General features: G+C 67.8%; 10 protein-coding genes, 1 tRNA gene and 1 pseudogene. All 12 read right to left on the bottom strand.

Going from position 1 to position 15,703, the window contains the following annotated elements:
- Positions 1 to 497 precede the first annotated feature (497 nt).
- The 12 genes and pseudogenes from DDW44_RS17955 to DDW44_RS17895 all read right to left on the bottom strand — a co-directional run bounded on the left by DDW44_RS17955 (position 498) and on the right by DDW44_RS17895 (position 15,664).
- Complete coding sequence (locus DDW44_RS17955; protein ID WP_208647973.1) at positions 498 to 1,394, bottom strand: hypothetical protein; 897 nt, start codon at positions 1,392 to 1,394, stop codon at positions 498 to 500.
- 449 nt (positions 1,395 to 1,843) lie between these two features.
- A complete protein-coding gene (locus DDW44_RS17950; RefSeq protein ID WP_017949672.1) occupies positions 1,844 to 5,752 on the bottom strand; it encodes a DNA-directed RNA polymerase subunit beta' in 3,909 nt (1,302 codons plus the stop codon).
- Positions 5,753 to 5,881: 129 nt separating this feature from the next.
- Positions 5,882 to 9,367: a DNA-directed RNA polymerase subunit beta gene (gene rpoB / locus DDW44_RS17945; protein WP_017949673.1), complete on the bottom strand. Its 3,486-nt coding sequence runs from the start codon at positions 9,365 to 9,367 to the stop codon at positions 5,882 to 5,884.
- A 542-nt stretch (positions 9,368 to 9,909) separates the two neighbouring features.
- On the bottom strand, positions 9,910 to 10,296 hold the full coding sequence (gene rplL / locus DDW44_RS17935) for a 50S ribosomal protein L7/L12 (protein ID WP_018889352.1): 387 nt from the start codon (positions 10,294 to 10,296) through the stop codon (positions 9,910 to 9,912).
- A 106-nt stretch (positions 10,297 to 10,402) separates the two neighbouring features.
- Entirely contained in the window at positions 10,403 to 10,933 is a 531-nt protein-coding gene (gene rplJ, locus DDW44_RS17930; RefSeq protein ID WP_017949675.1) for a 50S ribosomal protein L10, read from the bottom strand.
- A gap of 339 nt (positions 10,934 to 11,272) precedes the next feature.
- Entirely contained in the window at positions 11,273 to 12,211 is a 939-nt protein-coding gene (locus tag DDW44_RS17925) for an SCO4651 family lipoprotein (protein WP_108907067.1), read from the bottom strand.
- A gap of 162 nt (positions 12,212 to 12,373) precedes the next feature.
- Positions 12,374 to 13,096 carry a 50S ribosomal protein L1 gene (rplA, locus tag DDW44_RS17920; RefSeq protein ID WP_017949677.1) on the bottom strand — a complete coding sequence of 241 codons (723 nt, stop codon included), beginning with the start codon at positions 13,094 to 13,096 and terminating at the stop codon, positions 12,374 to 12,376.
- A gap of 83 nt (positions 13,097 to 13,179) precedes the next feature.
- Positions 13,180 to 13,614 (bottom strand): 50S ribosomal protein L11, encoded by a 435-nt coding sequence (gene rplK, locus DDW44_RS17915; protein ID WP_006347265.1) that lies wholly within the window; start codon positions 13,612 to 13,614, stop codon positions 13,180 to 13,182.
- Between the two features lie 224 nt (positions 13,615 to 13,838).
- Positions 13,839 to 14,048 (bottom strand): annotated as a pseudogene (locus tag DDW44_RS33365) (VOC family protein); the annotation flags it as partial.
- Positions 14,049 to 14,229: 181 nt separating this feature from the next.
- On the bottom strand, positions 14,230 to 15,123 hold the full coding sequence (gene nusG, locus DDW44_RS17905) for a transcription termination/antitermination protein NusG (protein ID WP_108907066.1): 894 nt from the start codon (positions 15,121 to 15,123) through the stop codon (positions 14,230 to 14,232).
- Positions 15,124 to 15,197: 74 nt separating this feature from the next.
- On the bottom strand, positions 15,198 to 15,485 hold the full coding sequence (gene secE / locus DDW44_RS17900) for a preprotein translocase subunit SecE (RefSeq protein ID WP_017948778.1): 288 nt from the start codon (positions 15,483 to 15,485) through the stop codon (positions 15,198 to 15,200).
- Positions 15,486 to 15,591: 106 nt separating this feature from the next.
- Positions 15,592 to 15,664: transfer RNA gene (locus DDW44_RS17895), tRNA-Trp, on the bottom strand.
- Positions 15,665 to 15,703: the final 39 nt, after the last annotated feature.

The raw sequence follows: 15,703 nt of genomic DNA, 5'->3' as shown, positions 1-15,703 counted from the left end.
GTGTCGAATACCGCGGACCCCCGCCGAAGGCGGAAAAGGCGCAGATTACGGTGGCCGATGCAGGCTCCCCGCACGGTTGTAGGCACGCACGAAGGCCAGGGCACACCCCAGGCACAAGGTCTGAGCGTACCTACCGCACCGAGTTCGGTCAAAACAAATGCAACGGGGAGCGACACGCCGGAACGGCCGCCGACGGGGTCCGATGCCGCGGTGGCCCCTCGGACGCCCCGCATCGCCGGGGATCGGCGCGCCACTGCGAAGGTGCGCGCACGTGGAGCACGGCCGCCGACTCGCGGTTGCCGCCCCGCTCGACCGGGCTCGGCGTGCCCCGCGGCCACCGGGACCTGGATGCCCTTACCGGCCCCGGAGGCCGCCGTAACGCCCTCCGCCCGAGCCTGGACACGGGGTCCTTCGTCCCGGACCTCCTCCGCGGAACGGCGGAAGCGGGGCCGGCGCGGCGGCTCAGCCCCGCCGGGACTCAGCGGGGACGGGCCGGGCTACTCGTCCGCGAAGATCGCTTCGGCGGAAGGGGCGGTGACGGCCCGCCGGAGCCAGTGACGCAGGGTCTCGGGATCGCCGCAGCCGGTGACGCGCTCGCGAACCGCCTCGGGCACGGCGATACCGCGCTCCGCCAGGACGTCCAGGACGTCCTCGGCCGCGCGTCGCGCCTCACCCTCGGCACGGCCCTCGGCACGGCCCTCGGCACGGAGTTCATCGGAGAGGGGCGACTTGTAGAAAGAGAGGTCCACGGCCACCAGTTTCCTCCATGTTTCTGCGGCTGGGTACGTGCCCAGGCCCTGCGCGATGAGTTCGACGATCGGGTTGGCGAGGACTGCGGGCGTGTCCCGCAGCACATGGGTCATCGCCTTGAGTATGGCCCCGATGTCCGGATTCGCAGCCTGGGTGATCGCGGACAGTGTGGCCAGCGCGAGGTCCTTGCGCACTTCGACGGGGTCGGTGAGCACCGGCATGTTGTGCGGCCCCGCGACGAGCGGGTGCAGGGTGAGCAGCGGCCACTGGGGAGGGCCGAAGCGGACCGGCCGAGCCGCCCATTCGGCCGTCGCGCGGTCCTGGCAGACGACCAGCAGCATCGGCTGCAGCCGGTACTTCGCGAGCAGGTACGAGGCGTAGTAGGCCCAGCTCGCGGGCTTGTCCGGGTCCTTTCTGCCCTGGGCCTCGACGGCGAGGAGGAACGGCTCGTCCCCTTCCGTCTCCAGCCTCAGCAGGGTGTCGACGCGTCGTTCGAGCGGGCGGGTCTCGGTGAGGTCGGTGGGCAGGACGGTGACCGAGGTGGGTGGGGCGAAGTCGACGCCGAGCACCTCGGACACCCCGGAGAAGAGGCCCGGGTGGTCCTGGAAGATGCGGTGCATCGCCTCGTGGGACGAGCTGACCATAAGGGTTCCTGTGCAGGGAGTGGACGTACGTGAAGGCGCCAGGCGCCGTGCGGCACATGCAGGAGGCATGTGCCGCACGGCGAGCGTAGTTACGCAAGGGGCCCTGAATCAGGGCCAGTTGGCGACGTTCACCCCAAGAGGTGACCCTGTGTGGATTCGCATGCGGCGGCCGCAAGGTCAGCGGCTCGGTCCGGCCCACTCCTGCCGGCGCCTCCGGGCGGCTGCCCGGCGCGGCGGCAACAGGACGGTCGGCCGTGCCCGGCCCGTCGACAGCTCGGGGCGAACCTCTGCGATGGCGGCGAAGTCGTCGTCCATGGGGAATCACGGTCAGGCGGTGGCGCTCGGCGGTGAGCGCGATCAGGATGCCGCCACAGCGAACTCACCGCGCCCCCGAACGCCGAAGGGCGGCCACCCCGGAGGGTGACCGCCCTTGGCGTCAGACGTACGCCTTACTGGTTGTACGGACCGTAGTCGTAGTCCTCCAGCGGAACGGCCTGGCCGGAGCCCGTGCCGAACGGCGAGTAGTCGATGTCGTCGTAGCCGACGGCCGAGTACATCGCGGCCTTGGCCTCCTCGGTCGGCTCGACCCGGATGTTGCGGTAGCGGGCGAGGCCCGTACCGGCCGGGATGAGCTTACCGATGATGACGTTCTCCTTGAGGCCGATCAGGGAGTCCGACTTGGCGTTGATCGCCGCGTCGGTGAGGACCCTGGTCGTCTCCTGGAAGGACGCCGCCGACAGCCACGACTCGGTCGCCAGCGAGGCCTTGGTGATACCCATCAGCTGCGGACGGCCGGAGGCCGGGTGGCCGCCTTCCTGGACCACACGACGGTTCTCGTGCTCGAACTTCGAGCGCTCCACCAGCTCACCGGGCAGCAGCTCGGCGTCGCCGGACTCGATGATCGTCACACGGCGCAGCATCTGCCGGATGATGATCTCGATGTGCTTGTCGTGGATCGACACACCCTGCGAGTTGTAGACCTTCTGGACCTCGCCGACCAGGTGGACCTGGACGGCGCGCTGGCCGAGGATCCGCAGCACGTCGTGCGGGTTGGTGGCACCGAAGGTGAGCTTCTGGCCCACCTCGACGTGGTCGCCGTCCCGCACCAGGAGCTTGGCGCGCTTGGAGATCGGGTACGCCGCCTCGTCGCTGCCGTCGTCCGGAGTGATGACGATCTTCTTGGTCTTCTCGGTCTCCTCGACCCGGACGATGCCGGCGACCTCGGAGATCGGGGCGACGCCCTTCGGGGTACGGGCCTCGAAGAGCTCGACGACACGCGGCAGACCCTGGGTGATGTCGTCACCGGCCACACCACCGGTGTGGAAGGTACGCATCGTCAGCTGGGTTCCGGGCTCACCGATGGACTGGGCGGCGATGATGCCGACCGCCTCGCCGATGTCGACCAGCTTGCCGGTGGCGAGCGAACGGCCGTAGCAGTACGCACAGGTGCCGACCGCGGACTCGCAGGTCAGGACCGAGCGGGTCTTGACCTCCTCGACCTCCGCCGCGACGAGCGCGTCGATCAGCACGTCACCGAGGTCGACGTTGGCCGGCGCGATGACCTTGCCGTCCACGACGACGTCCTCGGCGAGCATCCGCGCGTACACCGACGTCTCGACGTCGTCCGCCTTGCGCAGGACACCGTCGGCGCCCCGCTCGGCGATCCGCAGCTTCAGACCGCGGTCGGTGCCGCAGTCCTCCTCGCGGATGATGACGTCCTGCGAGACGTCGACCAGACGACGGGTCAGGTAACCCGAGTCGGCCGTACGCAGGGCGGTGTCGGCGAGACCCTTTCGGGCACCGTGCGTGGAGATGAAGTACTCCAGCACGGACAGGCCCTCGCGGAAGGACGCCTTGATGGGACGCGGGATCGTCTCGTTCTTGGCGTTCGACACCAGACCGCGCATACCGGCGATCTGACGCATCTGCATCATGTTTCCGCGCGCACCCGAGTTGACCATCATGAAGATGGGGTTGGTCTTCGGGAAGTTGTCGTTCATCGCCTCGGCGACCTCGTTGGTCGCCTTGGTCCAGATCGCGATGAGCTCCTGCGTGCGCTCGTCCTTGGTGATCAGACCGCGCTCGTACTGCTTCTGGACCTTCTCGTCCTGCGCCTCGTAGCCCGCGACGATGTCCTTCTTCGCCTCGGGGACGACGACGTCGGAGATGGCCACGGTGACGCCGGAGCGGGTCGCCCAGTAGAAGCCGGCCGCCTTCAGGTTGTCGAGCGTCGCCGCCACGATGACCTTCGGGTAGCGCTCGGCGAGGTCGTTGACGATCTCGGAGAGCTGCTTCTTGCCGACCGTGTAGTCGACGAACGGGTAGTCCTCGGGCAGCAGCTCGTTGAAGAGCGCGCGGCCCAGGGTGGTGGTGAGGCGGAAGCTGTCGCCCTGCTGCCAGGGGCCGACGCCCTCGTGCCCCTCCTCGTCCGCCGGCGGGGTCCAGCCGCGCGGCGGGACGGTGCCGATCGGGAAGCGGATGTCGATCTTCGCCTGGAGCGAGAGCTCCCGGGCGTCGAACGCCATGATCGCCTCGGCGGTGGAGTTGAACGCACGGCCCTCGCCGCGCACCTCGCGCTCCTCCTCGTCCGTGGTGAGGAAGAAGAGGCCCAGCACCATGTCCTGGGTCGGCATGGTGACCGGACGGCCGTCGGCCGGCTTGAGGATGTTGTTCGAGGACAGCATCAGGATGCGGGCCTCGGCCTGCGCCTCCGCGGACAGCGGCAGGTGCACGGCCATCTGGTCACCGTCGAAGTCCGCGTTGAACGCGGTGCAGACGAGCGGGTGGATCTGGATGGCCTTGCCCTCGACCAGCTGCGGCTCGAAAGCCTGGATGCCGAGGCGGTGCAGCGTGGGCGCACGGTTCAGCAGCACCGGGTGCTCGGCGATGACCTCTTCGAGGACGTCGTACACGACGGTGCGGCCCCGCTCGACCATGCGCTTGGCCGACTTGATGTTCTGCGCGTGGTTCAGGTCCACCAGGCGCTTCATCACGAACGGCTTGAAGAGCTCCAGCGCCATGGCCTTGGGCAGACCGCACTGGTGCAGCTTCAGCTGCGGGCCGACGACGATGACGGAACGCGCCGAGTAGTCGACTCGCTTGCCGAGCAGGTTCTGGCGGAACCGGCCCTGCTTGCCCTTCAGCATGTCGCTGAGGGACTTCAGCGGGCGGTTGCCGGGACCGGTGACCGGGCGTCCGCGGCGGCCGTTGTCGAACAGCGCGTCGACGGCCTCCTGGAGCATCCGCTTCTCGTTGTTCACGATGATCTCGGGGGCACCGAGGTCGAGCAGGCGCTTCAGGCGGTTGTTGCGGTTGATCACACGGCGGTACAGGTCGTTCAGGTCGGAGGTCGCGAAGCGGCCACCGTCCAGCTGCACCATCGGACGCAGGTCCGGCGGGATCACCGGGACGCAGTCCAGCACCATGCCCTTGGGGCTGTTGCTGGTCTGCAGGAACGCGGAGACGACCTTGAGGCGCTTGAGCGCACGGGTCTTCTTCTGGCCCTTGCCGGTACGGATGATCTCGCGGAGGCGCTCGGCCTCCTCCTCCAGGTCGAAGGACTCCAGGCGCTTCTGCAGCGCCGCGGCACCCATCGAGCCGTCGAAGTACGTGCCGAAGCGGTCACGCAGCTCGCGGTAGAGCAGCTCGTCGCCCTCGAGGTCCTGGACCTTGAGGTTCTTGAAGCGGTTCCACACCTCGTCGAGACGGTCGATCTCGCGCTGGGCGCGGTCGCGCAGCTGCTTCATCTCGCGCTCGGCGCCCTCGCGCACCTTGCGGCGCACATCGGCCTTGGCACCCTCGGCCTCCAGCTCGGCCAGGTCGGCCTCGAGCTTCTTGGCGCGGGCCTCCAGGTCGGCGTCGCGGCGGTTCTCGATCTGCTGGCGCTCGACGGAGACATGGGCCTCCAGCGAGGGCAGGTCGCGGGTACGGCGCTCCTCGTCCACGTACGTGATCATGTACGCGGCGAAGTAGATGACCTTCTCCAGGTCCTTCGGGGCGAGGTCGAGCAGGTAGCCCAGCCGCGACGGAACGCCCTTGAAGTACCAGATGTGGGTGACGGGAGCGGCCAGCTCGATGTGGCCCATCCGCTCGCGGCGCACCTTGGCGCGCGTGACCTCGACGCCACAGCGCTCACAGATGATGCCCTTGAAGCGGACGCGCTTGTACTTGCCGCAGTAGCACTCCCAGTCCCGGGTAGGGCCGAAGATCTTCTCGCAGAAGAGTCCGTCCTTCTCGGGCTTGAGCGTGCGGTAGTTGATGGTCTCCGGCTTCTTGACCTCGCCGTGGGACCACTGACGGATGTCGTCAGCGGTGGCCAGGCCGATCCGCAGCTCGTCGAAGAAGTTGACGTCGAGCACTATGCGTCAATCCCTCTCAGGGTCGTGTCTCAATCAATGGTCTGATGGGGGTCCCTCCACGCCCACAGGGCGTAGGGGGAGGGTCCGGGGACGGCCGGGACTCCTGTCGGGGAGTCCCGGCCAGGCCCGTCAGACCTCTTCGACGCTGCTCGGCTCGCGCCGGGACAGGTCGATACCGAGCTCCTCCGCGGCGCGGAAGACGTCCTCGTCGGTGTCGCGCATCTCGATGGACATGCCGTCCGAGGACAGCACCTCCACGTTGAGGCACAGGGACTGCATCTCCTTGATGAGCACCTTGAAGGACTCGGGGATGCCGGGCTCGGGGATGTTCTCGCCCTTGACGATGGCCTCGTAGACCTTCACGCGGCCGGTGACGTCGTCGGACTTGATGGTCAGCAGCTCCTGGAGGGCGTAGGCGGCGCCGTACGCCTCGAGCGCCCACACCTCCATCTCGCCGAACCGCTGGCCACCGAACTGAGCCTTACCACCCAGCGGCTGCTGGGTGATCATCGAGTACGGACCGGTCGAGCGGGCGTGCAGCTTGTCGTCGACCAGGTGGTGCAGCTTGAGGATGTACATGTACCCGACCGAGATCGGGTCCGGGAACGGCTCGCCGGAGCGGCCGTCGAACAGGCGCGCCTTGCCGGACGGGAGGACCATGCGGTCGCCGTCGCGGTTCGGGATCGTGTGGTCCAGCAGACCCGCCAGCTCGTCCTCACGGGCGCCGTCGAAGACGGGGGTGGCGACGTTGGTGCGGGGGTCGACCTGGTCGGCGCCGATGGCCTGCAGGCGCTGGGCCCACTCGTCGGCGAGGCCGGAGACGTCCCAGCCCTGGCTGGCGAGCCAGCCGAGGTGGATCTCCAGGACCTGTCCCGGGTTCATTCGGGACGGGACGCCGAGCGGGTTGAGGATGATGTCGACCGGGGTGCCGTCCTCCAGGAACGGCATGTCCTCGATCGGCAGGATCTTGGAGATGACGCCCTTGTTGCCGTGGCGGCCGGCGAGCTTGTCACCGTCGGTGATCTTGCGCTTCTGCGCGACGTACACGCGCACCAGCTGGTTCACACCGGGGGGAAGCTCGTCGCCCTCCTCGCGGTCGAAGACGCGGACGCCGATGACCTTGCCGGTCTCGCCGTGCGGCACCTTCAGCGAGGTGTCGCGGACCTCGCGGGCCTTCTCGCCGAAGATCGCGCGGAGCAGGCGCTCCTCCGGGGTCAGCTCGGTCTCGCCCTTGGGGGTGACCTTGCCGACCAGGATGTCGCCGGCGACGACCTCGGCACCGATACGGATGATGCCGCGCTCGTCGAGGTCGGCGAGGACCTCCTCGGAGACGTTCGGGATGTCCCGGGTGATCTCCTCCGGGCCGAGCTTGGTGTCGCGGGCGTCGACCTCGTGCTCCTCGATGTGGATCGAGGAGAGGACGTCGTCCTGCACGAGGCGCTGCGACAGGATGATCGCGTCCTCGTAGTTGTGGCCTTCCCACGGCATGAACGCCACGAGCAGGTTCTTGCCGAGCGCCATCTCGCCGTTCTCGGTGGCCGGGCCGTCGGCGAGGACCTGGCCCTCGATGACCCGGTCGCCCTCGGAGACGATGACCTTCTGGTTCACCGAGGTGCCCTGGTTGGAGCGGGAGAACTTCGCGACGCGGTACGTGGTGTACGTGCCGTCGTCGTTGGCGACGGTGACGTAGTCGGCCGAGACCTCCTGGATCACACCGTCCTTCTCCGCCTTGATGACGTCGCCGGCGTCGGTGGCGCAGCGGTACTCCATGCCGGTGCCGACGAGCGGCGCCTCCGCCTTGATCAGCGGAACGGCCTGGCGCATCATGTTCGCGCCCATCAGGGCGCGGTTGGCGTCGTCGTGCTCGAGGAACGGGATCATGGCGGTCGCCACCGACACCATCTGGCGCGGCGAGACGTCCATGTAGTCCACGTCCTCGGGCGACACGTAGTCGACCTCGCCGCCGCGGCGGCGGACGAGCACGCGGGCCTCGGAGAAGCGCATGTCGTCGCCGAGCGCGGCGTTGGCCTGCGCGATGACGAAGCGGTCCTCCTCGTCGGCGGTGAGGTAGTCCACCTGGTCGGTGACCTGGCCGCCCTCGACCTTGCGGTACGGCGTCTCGACGAAGCCGAACGCGTTCACCCGGCCGTAGGTGGCGAGCGAACCGATCAGGCCGATGTTCGGGCCTTCGGGGGTCTCGATCGGGCACATGCGTCCGTAGTGGGACGGGTGCACGTCGCGGACCTCGAAGCCGGCCCGCTCACGGGACAGACCGCCGGGGCCCAGCGCCGACAGGCGGCGCTTGTGGGTCAGGCCCGACAGCGGGTTGTTCTGGTCCATGAACTGGGACAGCTGGCTGGTGCCGAAGAACTCCTTGATGGAGGCGACGACCGGCCGGATGTTGATCAGGGTCTGCGGCGTGATCGCCTCGACGTCCTGGGTGGTCATGCGCTCGCGCACGACGCGCTCCATACGGGCGAGACCCGTACGGACCTGGTTCTGGATCAGCTCGCCGACGTTGCGCAGACGGCGGTTGCCGAAGTGGTCGATGTCGTCGGTCTCGACGACGATCTGGGTGCCGCTCTCGCCGACCGTCTCGGTCTCGCCGGCGTGCAGCTTGACCAGGTACTTGATGGTCGCGATGACGTCGTCGGTGGTGAGCACGCCGGCGTCCAGCGGCTCGTCGGCGCCGAGCTTCTTGTTGACCTTGTAGCGGCCGACCTTGGCGAGGTCGTAGCGCTTCGGGTTGAAGTACAGGTTCTCCAGCAGCGTCTGCGCGGCCTCGCGCGTCGGGGGCTCGCCCGGGCGCAGCTTGCGGTAGATGTCGAGCAGCGCGTCGTCCTGGCCCTGGGTGTGGTCCTTCTCCAGGGTGGCGCGCATCGACTCGTACTCGCCGAACTCCTCCAGGATCTGCTCGGTGGTCCAGCCGAGCGCCTTCAGGAGGACGGTGACGGACTGCTTGCGCTTGCGGTCGATGCGCACACCGACCATGTCGCGCTTGTCGATCTCCATCTCCAGCCAGGCACCCCGGGACGGGATGATCTTGGCGGAGAAGATGTCCTTGTCGGACGTCTTGTCGATGGAGGAGTCGAAGTAGACACCCGGCGAGCGGACCAGCTGCGACACCACGACACGCTCGGTGCCGTTGATGACGAAGGTGCCCTTGTTCGTCATGAGCGGGAAGTCGCCCATGAAGACGGTCTGGGACTTGATCTCGCCGGTCTCGTTGTTGGTGAACTCGGCCGTGACGAAGAGCGGGGCGGCGTACGTGAAGTCGCGCTCCTTGCACTCGTCGATCGAGTTCTTCGGAGGCTCGAAGCGGTGGTCGCGGAAGGTCAGCGACATCGACCCGGAGAAGTCCTCGATCGGGGAGATCTCCTCGAAGATCTCCTCCAGACCGGACTTGGTGGGGACGTCCTGTCCGGACTCCAGAGCCGCCTCGACACGAGCCTTCCATGCGGCGTTGCCGAGCAGCCAGTCAAAGCTCTCGGTCTGCAGCGCGAGGAGGTTCGGAACCTCGAGGGGCTCCTTGATCTTTGCAAAGGAGATGCGCAGCGGGGCGGTGCTTGCGCCGTTGTTCGTATTCGCGGTCGAGGCGTTGCGCGAGGCGGCCAAGAGGGGGTCCTTCCGAGGGCTCGGACTCACTACGCGCGTACCGGTCCCAAGCCGGGCACAAAGACAGAAATCCCAGGTCAGGGCTATTCTGGCCAACGATGCTCGTGCGAGGGGATGCCCCTGGTGACGGGCAGGGGGCAGCTAACAGGCAGCGCAAAGGGTCAGTGTAGCCACTTGGCCCACTGATGTCCAGGGCGGGTTTACCGAGACCCTCGTTGTTCTCAACTCCGCGGTATGCCGCGCGCCGGGAGGCGCACACCGATACTGCCCGTTCGGTCGCCGATCCATGCCTCGAACTTGGACCGTTGTGACGACGCGTCCTGAGAATTGCGCGCTGCGTGCGGTTCGTCAAGGCCCCCCAGCCCAATCCTGGCTGCGGGGATCGTCACCTGGCGCACGGCGAAGATCACCTTACTCCCCGCGACGGACAGCGCAAGGCGCCCACCCGACGGTGCCGGCAACACCGAAGGGCGACCACCCGAATGGATGATCGCCCTTCAGCGCGTGCGCGTTACAGCGCGAGAGTCAGAAGACTCGCGAGGTCACTTGACCTCGACGGCCGCACCGGCGGCCTTGAGGGACTCGGCGGCCTTGTCCGCGGCCTCCTTGTTGACCTTCTCGAGGACCGGCTTCGGGGTGCCGTCGACGAGGTCCTTGGCCTCCTTCAGGCCCAGCGAGGTCAGCTCACGGACGACCTTGATGACCTGGATCTTCTTGTCGCCGGCGCCGGTGAGGATGACGTCGAACTCGTCCTTCTCCTCGACGGCCTCGGCAGCGGCGACACCGGCGCCACCGGCGGCGGCAACGGCGACCGGGGCGGCGGCGGTGACGTCGAACTTCTCCTCGAACGCCTTCACGAACTCGGAGAGCTCGATGAGGGTCATCTCCTCGAACTGCGCGAGCAGGTCTTCCTGAGACAGCTTCGCCATGATGGCGGTCCTTCCACTATTCGGCTGGTGCCGGGATGTACATAACGGCGGGCGTACGGCCCGCTACGACCCGCGCCGGGCGGCGCGGATCAATGCGCGAGCCGAATTACTCGGCACCGCCCTGCTCGGCCTGCTTGGCGCGAAGCGCGTCCACGGTGCGGACGAGCTTCGACGGAAGCGCCTGGAAGAGCGCGGCAGCCTGGGACTGCTTGCCCTTCATGGCGCCCGCCAGCTTGGCGAGCAGAACCTCGCGGGACTCGAGGTCCGCAAGCTTCTTGATCTCATCGGCGGACAGCGCCTTGCCGTCAAGGACACCGCCCTTGATGATGAGGTTCGGGTTGTCCTTGGCGAAGTCACGAAGACCCTTCGCCGACTCCACCGGGTCACCGGTGATGAAGGCGACCGCCGTCGGACCAGCGAACTGGTCGTCGAGCGAGGTGATCCCGGCCTCGTTGGCCGCAATCTTGGTCAGCGTGTTCTTCACCACGGCGTACTGGGCGTTCTCACCGAGCGAACGGCGCAGCTGCTTCAGCTGCGCCACGGTGAGACCGCGGTACTCGGTCAGCACGGCGGCGTTCGAGCTGCGGAACTTGTCCGTCAGCTCGGCGACCGCGGCGGACTTGTCGGGCCTCGCCATGAGCCTCGGCCTCCTTCCGGGTGATTCGGACCGCATGGGCTGAAGGAAGGAGACTGGGCAAAACGAAACGCCCCGGCGCAGGCGCACGGGGCGTGGCTCCACCGGACACATGTCCGGGAGCTTCATCCACAGTCACCTGCGCGGGTCGTCCGCAGCTAGCGGATCCTTCGGCCGCCGACACCCTGACGGGCACGGCAACGACCAGCGGTCTTTGGCTTCCGGGGAAGAGTACGCGAACGGATCGGCGCCAAGCAAATCGGGCGTCCGGACCCGACCGGCAGGCGGTCGTGGCTCGTGGCGGGATCCGCCGCGAGCCACGACCGGGGGTGCCGGGACCGCTCAGCCGTCCAGGCCGGCGCCGCCCTCCGCGCCCTCCAGCTGCTTGAGCATCTCGAACAGGTCGAAGGTGTCCTTCGCCGGCGGCGCCTGGACGGTGGCCGCGGCGCCGTAGTCGGAGTAGTTCGCCGTCATGTTCATCGTGCCCTGCGGCATCTTGATGCCCACGACCATCTTGACCGGGTACTGGTCCTCGTTGACCCAGACCTCGGTGTCGTAGCCCTTGATGCCGGCCTTCTTGACGTTGGCGACGAGCTTCTCGCGCTCCTCCGCCGAGAGCACCTCGAACGCCTTGTTGGCGTCGAGCATCTCCTTGAAGGTCAGCGTGCCCTTGTAGTGCTGCGCCTCGACGCCGTCGACCTTCTCCGGGCCGAGGTGCTTGATGCTGGGCGAGCCGAGCAGCAGGGCGAGCTGCTGGGCCGGGTCCTGGTTCATGTTCTCCAGGCTGCCGGTCATCTGCTTCTGGAGCTCCTTGTCGCCGCTCGCCTCGGCGGCGGCCTTGAGGTCCAGCTTCATCCAGCGCTTGCCGTCCATCTCGGCGGCCTGCTTGGCGCCCAGCTCCATGTACATGGCGTCGTCCACCATCACCATGCGCATCTGGGAAGGCGCGTCGGGGTCGCCCGCGGTGAGCATGGAGCCCTTCATGGTGACGTCCAGCAGACCGGGGTCCCAGCCCTGCACACCGGACATCTCCATGGTGCCGCCGCCCTCCATGCCGGCCGGCATGGTCATGGTCATACGGACCTTGGCGGACTTGGCGTCCGACGTCTTCTTGTAGGCGGCCTGGATCACCTTGGTGATCTCGCCCTGGGACTGGACGGCGGACTGCGACGACCCGGCGGCCTTCTTCTTCTCGCCCCCGTCACCGTCCTGGCAGCCCGCGGCACCCATGACGACGGCCACGGCCGTCAGCGAGACGCCCGCGCGCTTCCACGTCGACATGCTCATTGAAATCCCCACCCCGGTCTTCTGTTCTGTTGCGTCAGTGAAGTCGGTTGAACCGTAACGCACCCCACTGACATCGGCGTACTGATAAACAGGCCCCCGCACCCCCTCGGCGAGAGGAGGTGCGGGGGCCGATACCACCGTCTGCGAGCCGCCGGCTCAGACCGCGGCCGGGTCCTCCTCGACGAGGAGGTTGCGGGTGCGGTTGGAGTCCAGCGGGATGCCGGGACCCATGGTGGTGGTCAGGGTCGCCTTCTTGATGTAGCGGCCCTTGGCGGCGGACGGCTTCAGCCGGAGGATCTCCTCCAGCGCCGCGGCGTAGTTCTCCACCAGCTTGGTCTCGTCGAAGGAGACCTTGCCGATGATGAAGTGCAGGTTCGCGTGCTTGTCGACACGGAACTCGATCTTGCCGCCCTTGATCTCGGTGACGGCCTTGGCGACGTCCATGGTCACGGTGCCGGTCTTGGGGTTCGGCATCAGACCACGCGGACCGAGCACGCGGCCGAGGCGGCCGACCTTGCCCATGAGGTCCGGGGTGGCGACGACGGCGTCGAAGTCCAGACGGCCCTTCGAGACCTCGTCGATCAGTTCGTCGGAGCCGACGATGTCGGCGCCCGCGGCCTCCGCGGCCGCAGCACGGTCACCGGTCGCGAAGACCAGGACCCGGGCGGTCTTGCCGGTGCCGTGCGGAAGGTTCACGGTGCCACGGACCATCTGGTCTGCCTTGCGCGGGTCGACGCCCAGGCGGAAGGCGACCTCGACGGTGCCGTCGAACTTGGTGCTGGCGGTGTCCTTCGCAATACGGACGGCCTCGAGCGGGGCGTAGTTGCGCTCCCGGTCGACCTTGGCGTCCGCGTTGCGGAGAGCCTTGCTGCGCTTCACTTCTTCTCCTGTGGTGTTTCAGGCGTGGAGTTCGTGGTCCGGGCCAGCGCCTGGCCCTGCCACTGAGGTCTCGGGGGAGTCGATCAGCCCTCGACCGTGATGCCCATGGAACGGGCGGTGCCGGCGATGATCTTCTCGGCGGCGTCCAGGTCGTTGGCGTTCAGGTCGGGCATCTTGGTGGTGGCGATCTCGCGGACCTGGTCGCGCGTCAGCTTGGCGACCTTGGTCTTGTGCGGCTCGCCGGAGCCCTTGTCCACGCCCGCGGCCTTGAGGATCAGCTTGGCGGCCGGCGGAGTCTTGGTGATGAAGGTGAAGGAACGGTCCTCGTAGACCGTGATCTCCACCGGCACGACCATGCCACGCTGCGACTCGGTCGCGGCGTTGTAGGCCTTGCAGAACTCCATGATGTTGACGCCGTGCTGACCCAGCGCGGGGCCGACCGGCGGAGCCGGGTTGGCGGCGCCGGCCTGGATCTGGAGCTTGATAAGCCCCGTGACCTTCTTCTTCTTGGGAGGCATTGCTCTCTCCGGGTCCAGTTGAGAGTGTGCTGAAACTGCATGACTTCCACCCGATCATCCGGATGGAGGCATACCGCACAACGATAGCGGGTACCACCCTGCGGCCAAAAACCGAGCAGGTCAGAACGGCCGCGGGCCGTTACGACCCGGCCGGAAGCCGTCGGCCGGAGCGTCCGGGCCGCGCGCTCACCTCTGCGTACGGTGGCGATCTCCCGGCTGTGTCCGCCGGGGTCGCGGAAGGATGCGGTGCGTATCCCCCAGGGCCGGTCCATCGGGCCGTTCAGCAGTTTCACGCCGCGGGCGACCGGTTCCTCGCACATCGCGTCCGCGTCGTCCGCGGCGTCTGCGTCATCTGCGTCATCTGCGTCATCTGCGTCGTCTGCGGCGTCCGCGGCGTGCACCGTGCGGGTGGGCACCAGGCGGGAACCCGGCATCGGGGGCCGCGCCGGACGAGGGCTCGATCGGTTCACGCGCCGCACGGGCACCGCACTCCGCGGAGCCGTCCGTGTCGAAGCCCGAAAGCGGCCCGCGGCCCCGCGGCGGCCCCGGCACGCGAAGGAGCCCCTGCCCGACGGGTGACCGCCGGGCAGGGGCTCCTTCGCAGCGTCGTGACGCCTAGTTCTTCTGGATCTGGTCGAAGCTCAGCTCGACCGGCGTCTCGCGGCCGAAGATCTCGACGAGGCCCTTGACCTTCTTCGAGTCGGGGTTGATCTCGTTGATCGTGGCCTGCAGGGTGGCGAACGGGCCGTCGGTGACGGTCACCGAGTCGCCGACCTCGAAGTCCAGCACCTGGACCTCGACCTTGCGGGCGGGCGCCGGCTTGCCCTCGGCCTCGGCGGCCTCGCGGGCCGCCTTCTCCTCCGCCTCCGGGGCGAGCATCTTGACGATCTCGTCCAGGGTCAGCGGGTACGGGTCGTACGCGTTGCCGACGAAGCCGGTGACACCGGGCGTGTTGCGCACGACACCCCAGGACTCGTTCGTCAGATCCATCCGGACGAGCACATAGCCGGGCAGCTTGTTCTGCCGGACGTTCTTGCGCTCGCCGTTCTTGATCTGGACGATCTCCTCCTCGGGCACCTCGGCCTGGTAGATGAAATCCTCGACGTTCAGCGAGACGGCGCGCTGCTCCAGGTTGGCCTTCACCCGCTTCTCGTAGCCGGCGTAGGTGTGGATCACGTACCACTCGCCGGGCAGCCCGCGCAGCTCCTCGCGGAGCGCGGCGACGGGGTCGACCGGAGCCTCCGGCTCGGCCTCCTCGACCGGCTGCTCGTCGCCGGCGGCCGCCACGGCCTCGGCGCCCTCAGCATCCTCCTCGACCTCGGCGACGGCCTCGGCGTCGGAGTCCACGTGGATCGCGGCCTGCTCGGCGGGCTCGCCCGCAGCGGCGTCAGCAGCTTCCGCCTGGTCCGGATCGACGGAGTCCGCCGCCTCGACGATGTCGAGCGCGTCCTCAGCGGACTCGAGGCTGTCGCTCGGCTCAACGGCGTCGTTCAGGTTCGGGTCAGACACGGTGGCTGCTTCTTCCTGGATACAGATGGGGTGGAACATGCGAAAAAGGCGCCGGTCGGGCGCCCTCCGCGGGATCAGCCGAAGACGTACTTGACGGCTGCCTGGAAGCCATAGTCCATCACGGTCACCAGACCGATCATGATGACGACGAAGATGATGACGACGGTGGTGTACGTCGTCAGCTGGTTACGGGTAGGCCAGACGACCTTGCGCAGTTCGGCGACGATCTGCCGGTAGAACAGCGCGAGGCGCCCCAGGGGGCCCTTCTTCCCGCGCTTACCGCCCTTGCGGGTCTTCTTGCGGGACTCGGGCGCCTCGTCCTCGGCATCAGGCATGTCGATGGAGCCCACGGCGTCCGTCACGTCTCTCACCTGATTCCGGGTCGTGGCCGTGCCGCGCCCGGTCGAGCCGCACGGCTATGCATCGAAGTACGTACATGCGCACACATCCTGGCGAAGACGTGTGTAGCAGGGCCGGAGGGACTTGAACCCCCAACCGCTGGTTTTGGAGACCAGTGCTCTACCAATTGAGCTACGACCCTTTGTGGTTCCCCCCAAACCTACCGCATCCGCGGTGGTGG

It is taken from the genome of Streptomyces tirandamycinicus (assembly GCF_003097515.1).
In the GTDB taxonomy this organism is placed as follows: Bacteria; Actinomycetota; Actinomycetes; order Streptomycetales; family Streptomycetaceae; genus Streptomyces; species Streptomyces tirandamycinicus.
This window is presented reverse-complemented; position numbering and strand designations above follow the sequence as displayed.

Bases quoted from the DNA above. Each gene is read 5' to 3' on its own strand.
- DDW44_RS17955 (WP_208647973.1), bottom strand. From the start codon at position 1,394: ATGGTCAGCTCGTCCCACGAGGCGATGCACCGCATCTTCCAGGACCAC.
- DDW44_RS17925 (WP_108907067.1), bottom strand. From the start codon at position 12,211: ATGTCGACGTGGAAGCGCGCGGGCGTCTCGCTGACGGCCGTGGCCGTC.
- rplJ (WP_017949675.1), bottom strand. From the start codon at position 10,933: ATGGCGAGGCCCGACAAGTCCGCCGCGGTCGCCGAGCTGACGGACAAG.
- rplL (WP_018889352.1), bottom strand. From the start codon at position 10,296: ATGGCGAAGCTGTCTCAGGAAGACCTGCTCGCGCAGTTCGAGGAGATG.
- rplK (WP_006347265.1), bottom strand. From the start codon at position 13,614: ATGCCTCCCAAGAAGAAGAAGGTCACGGGGCTTATCAAGCTCCAGATC.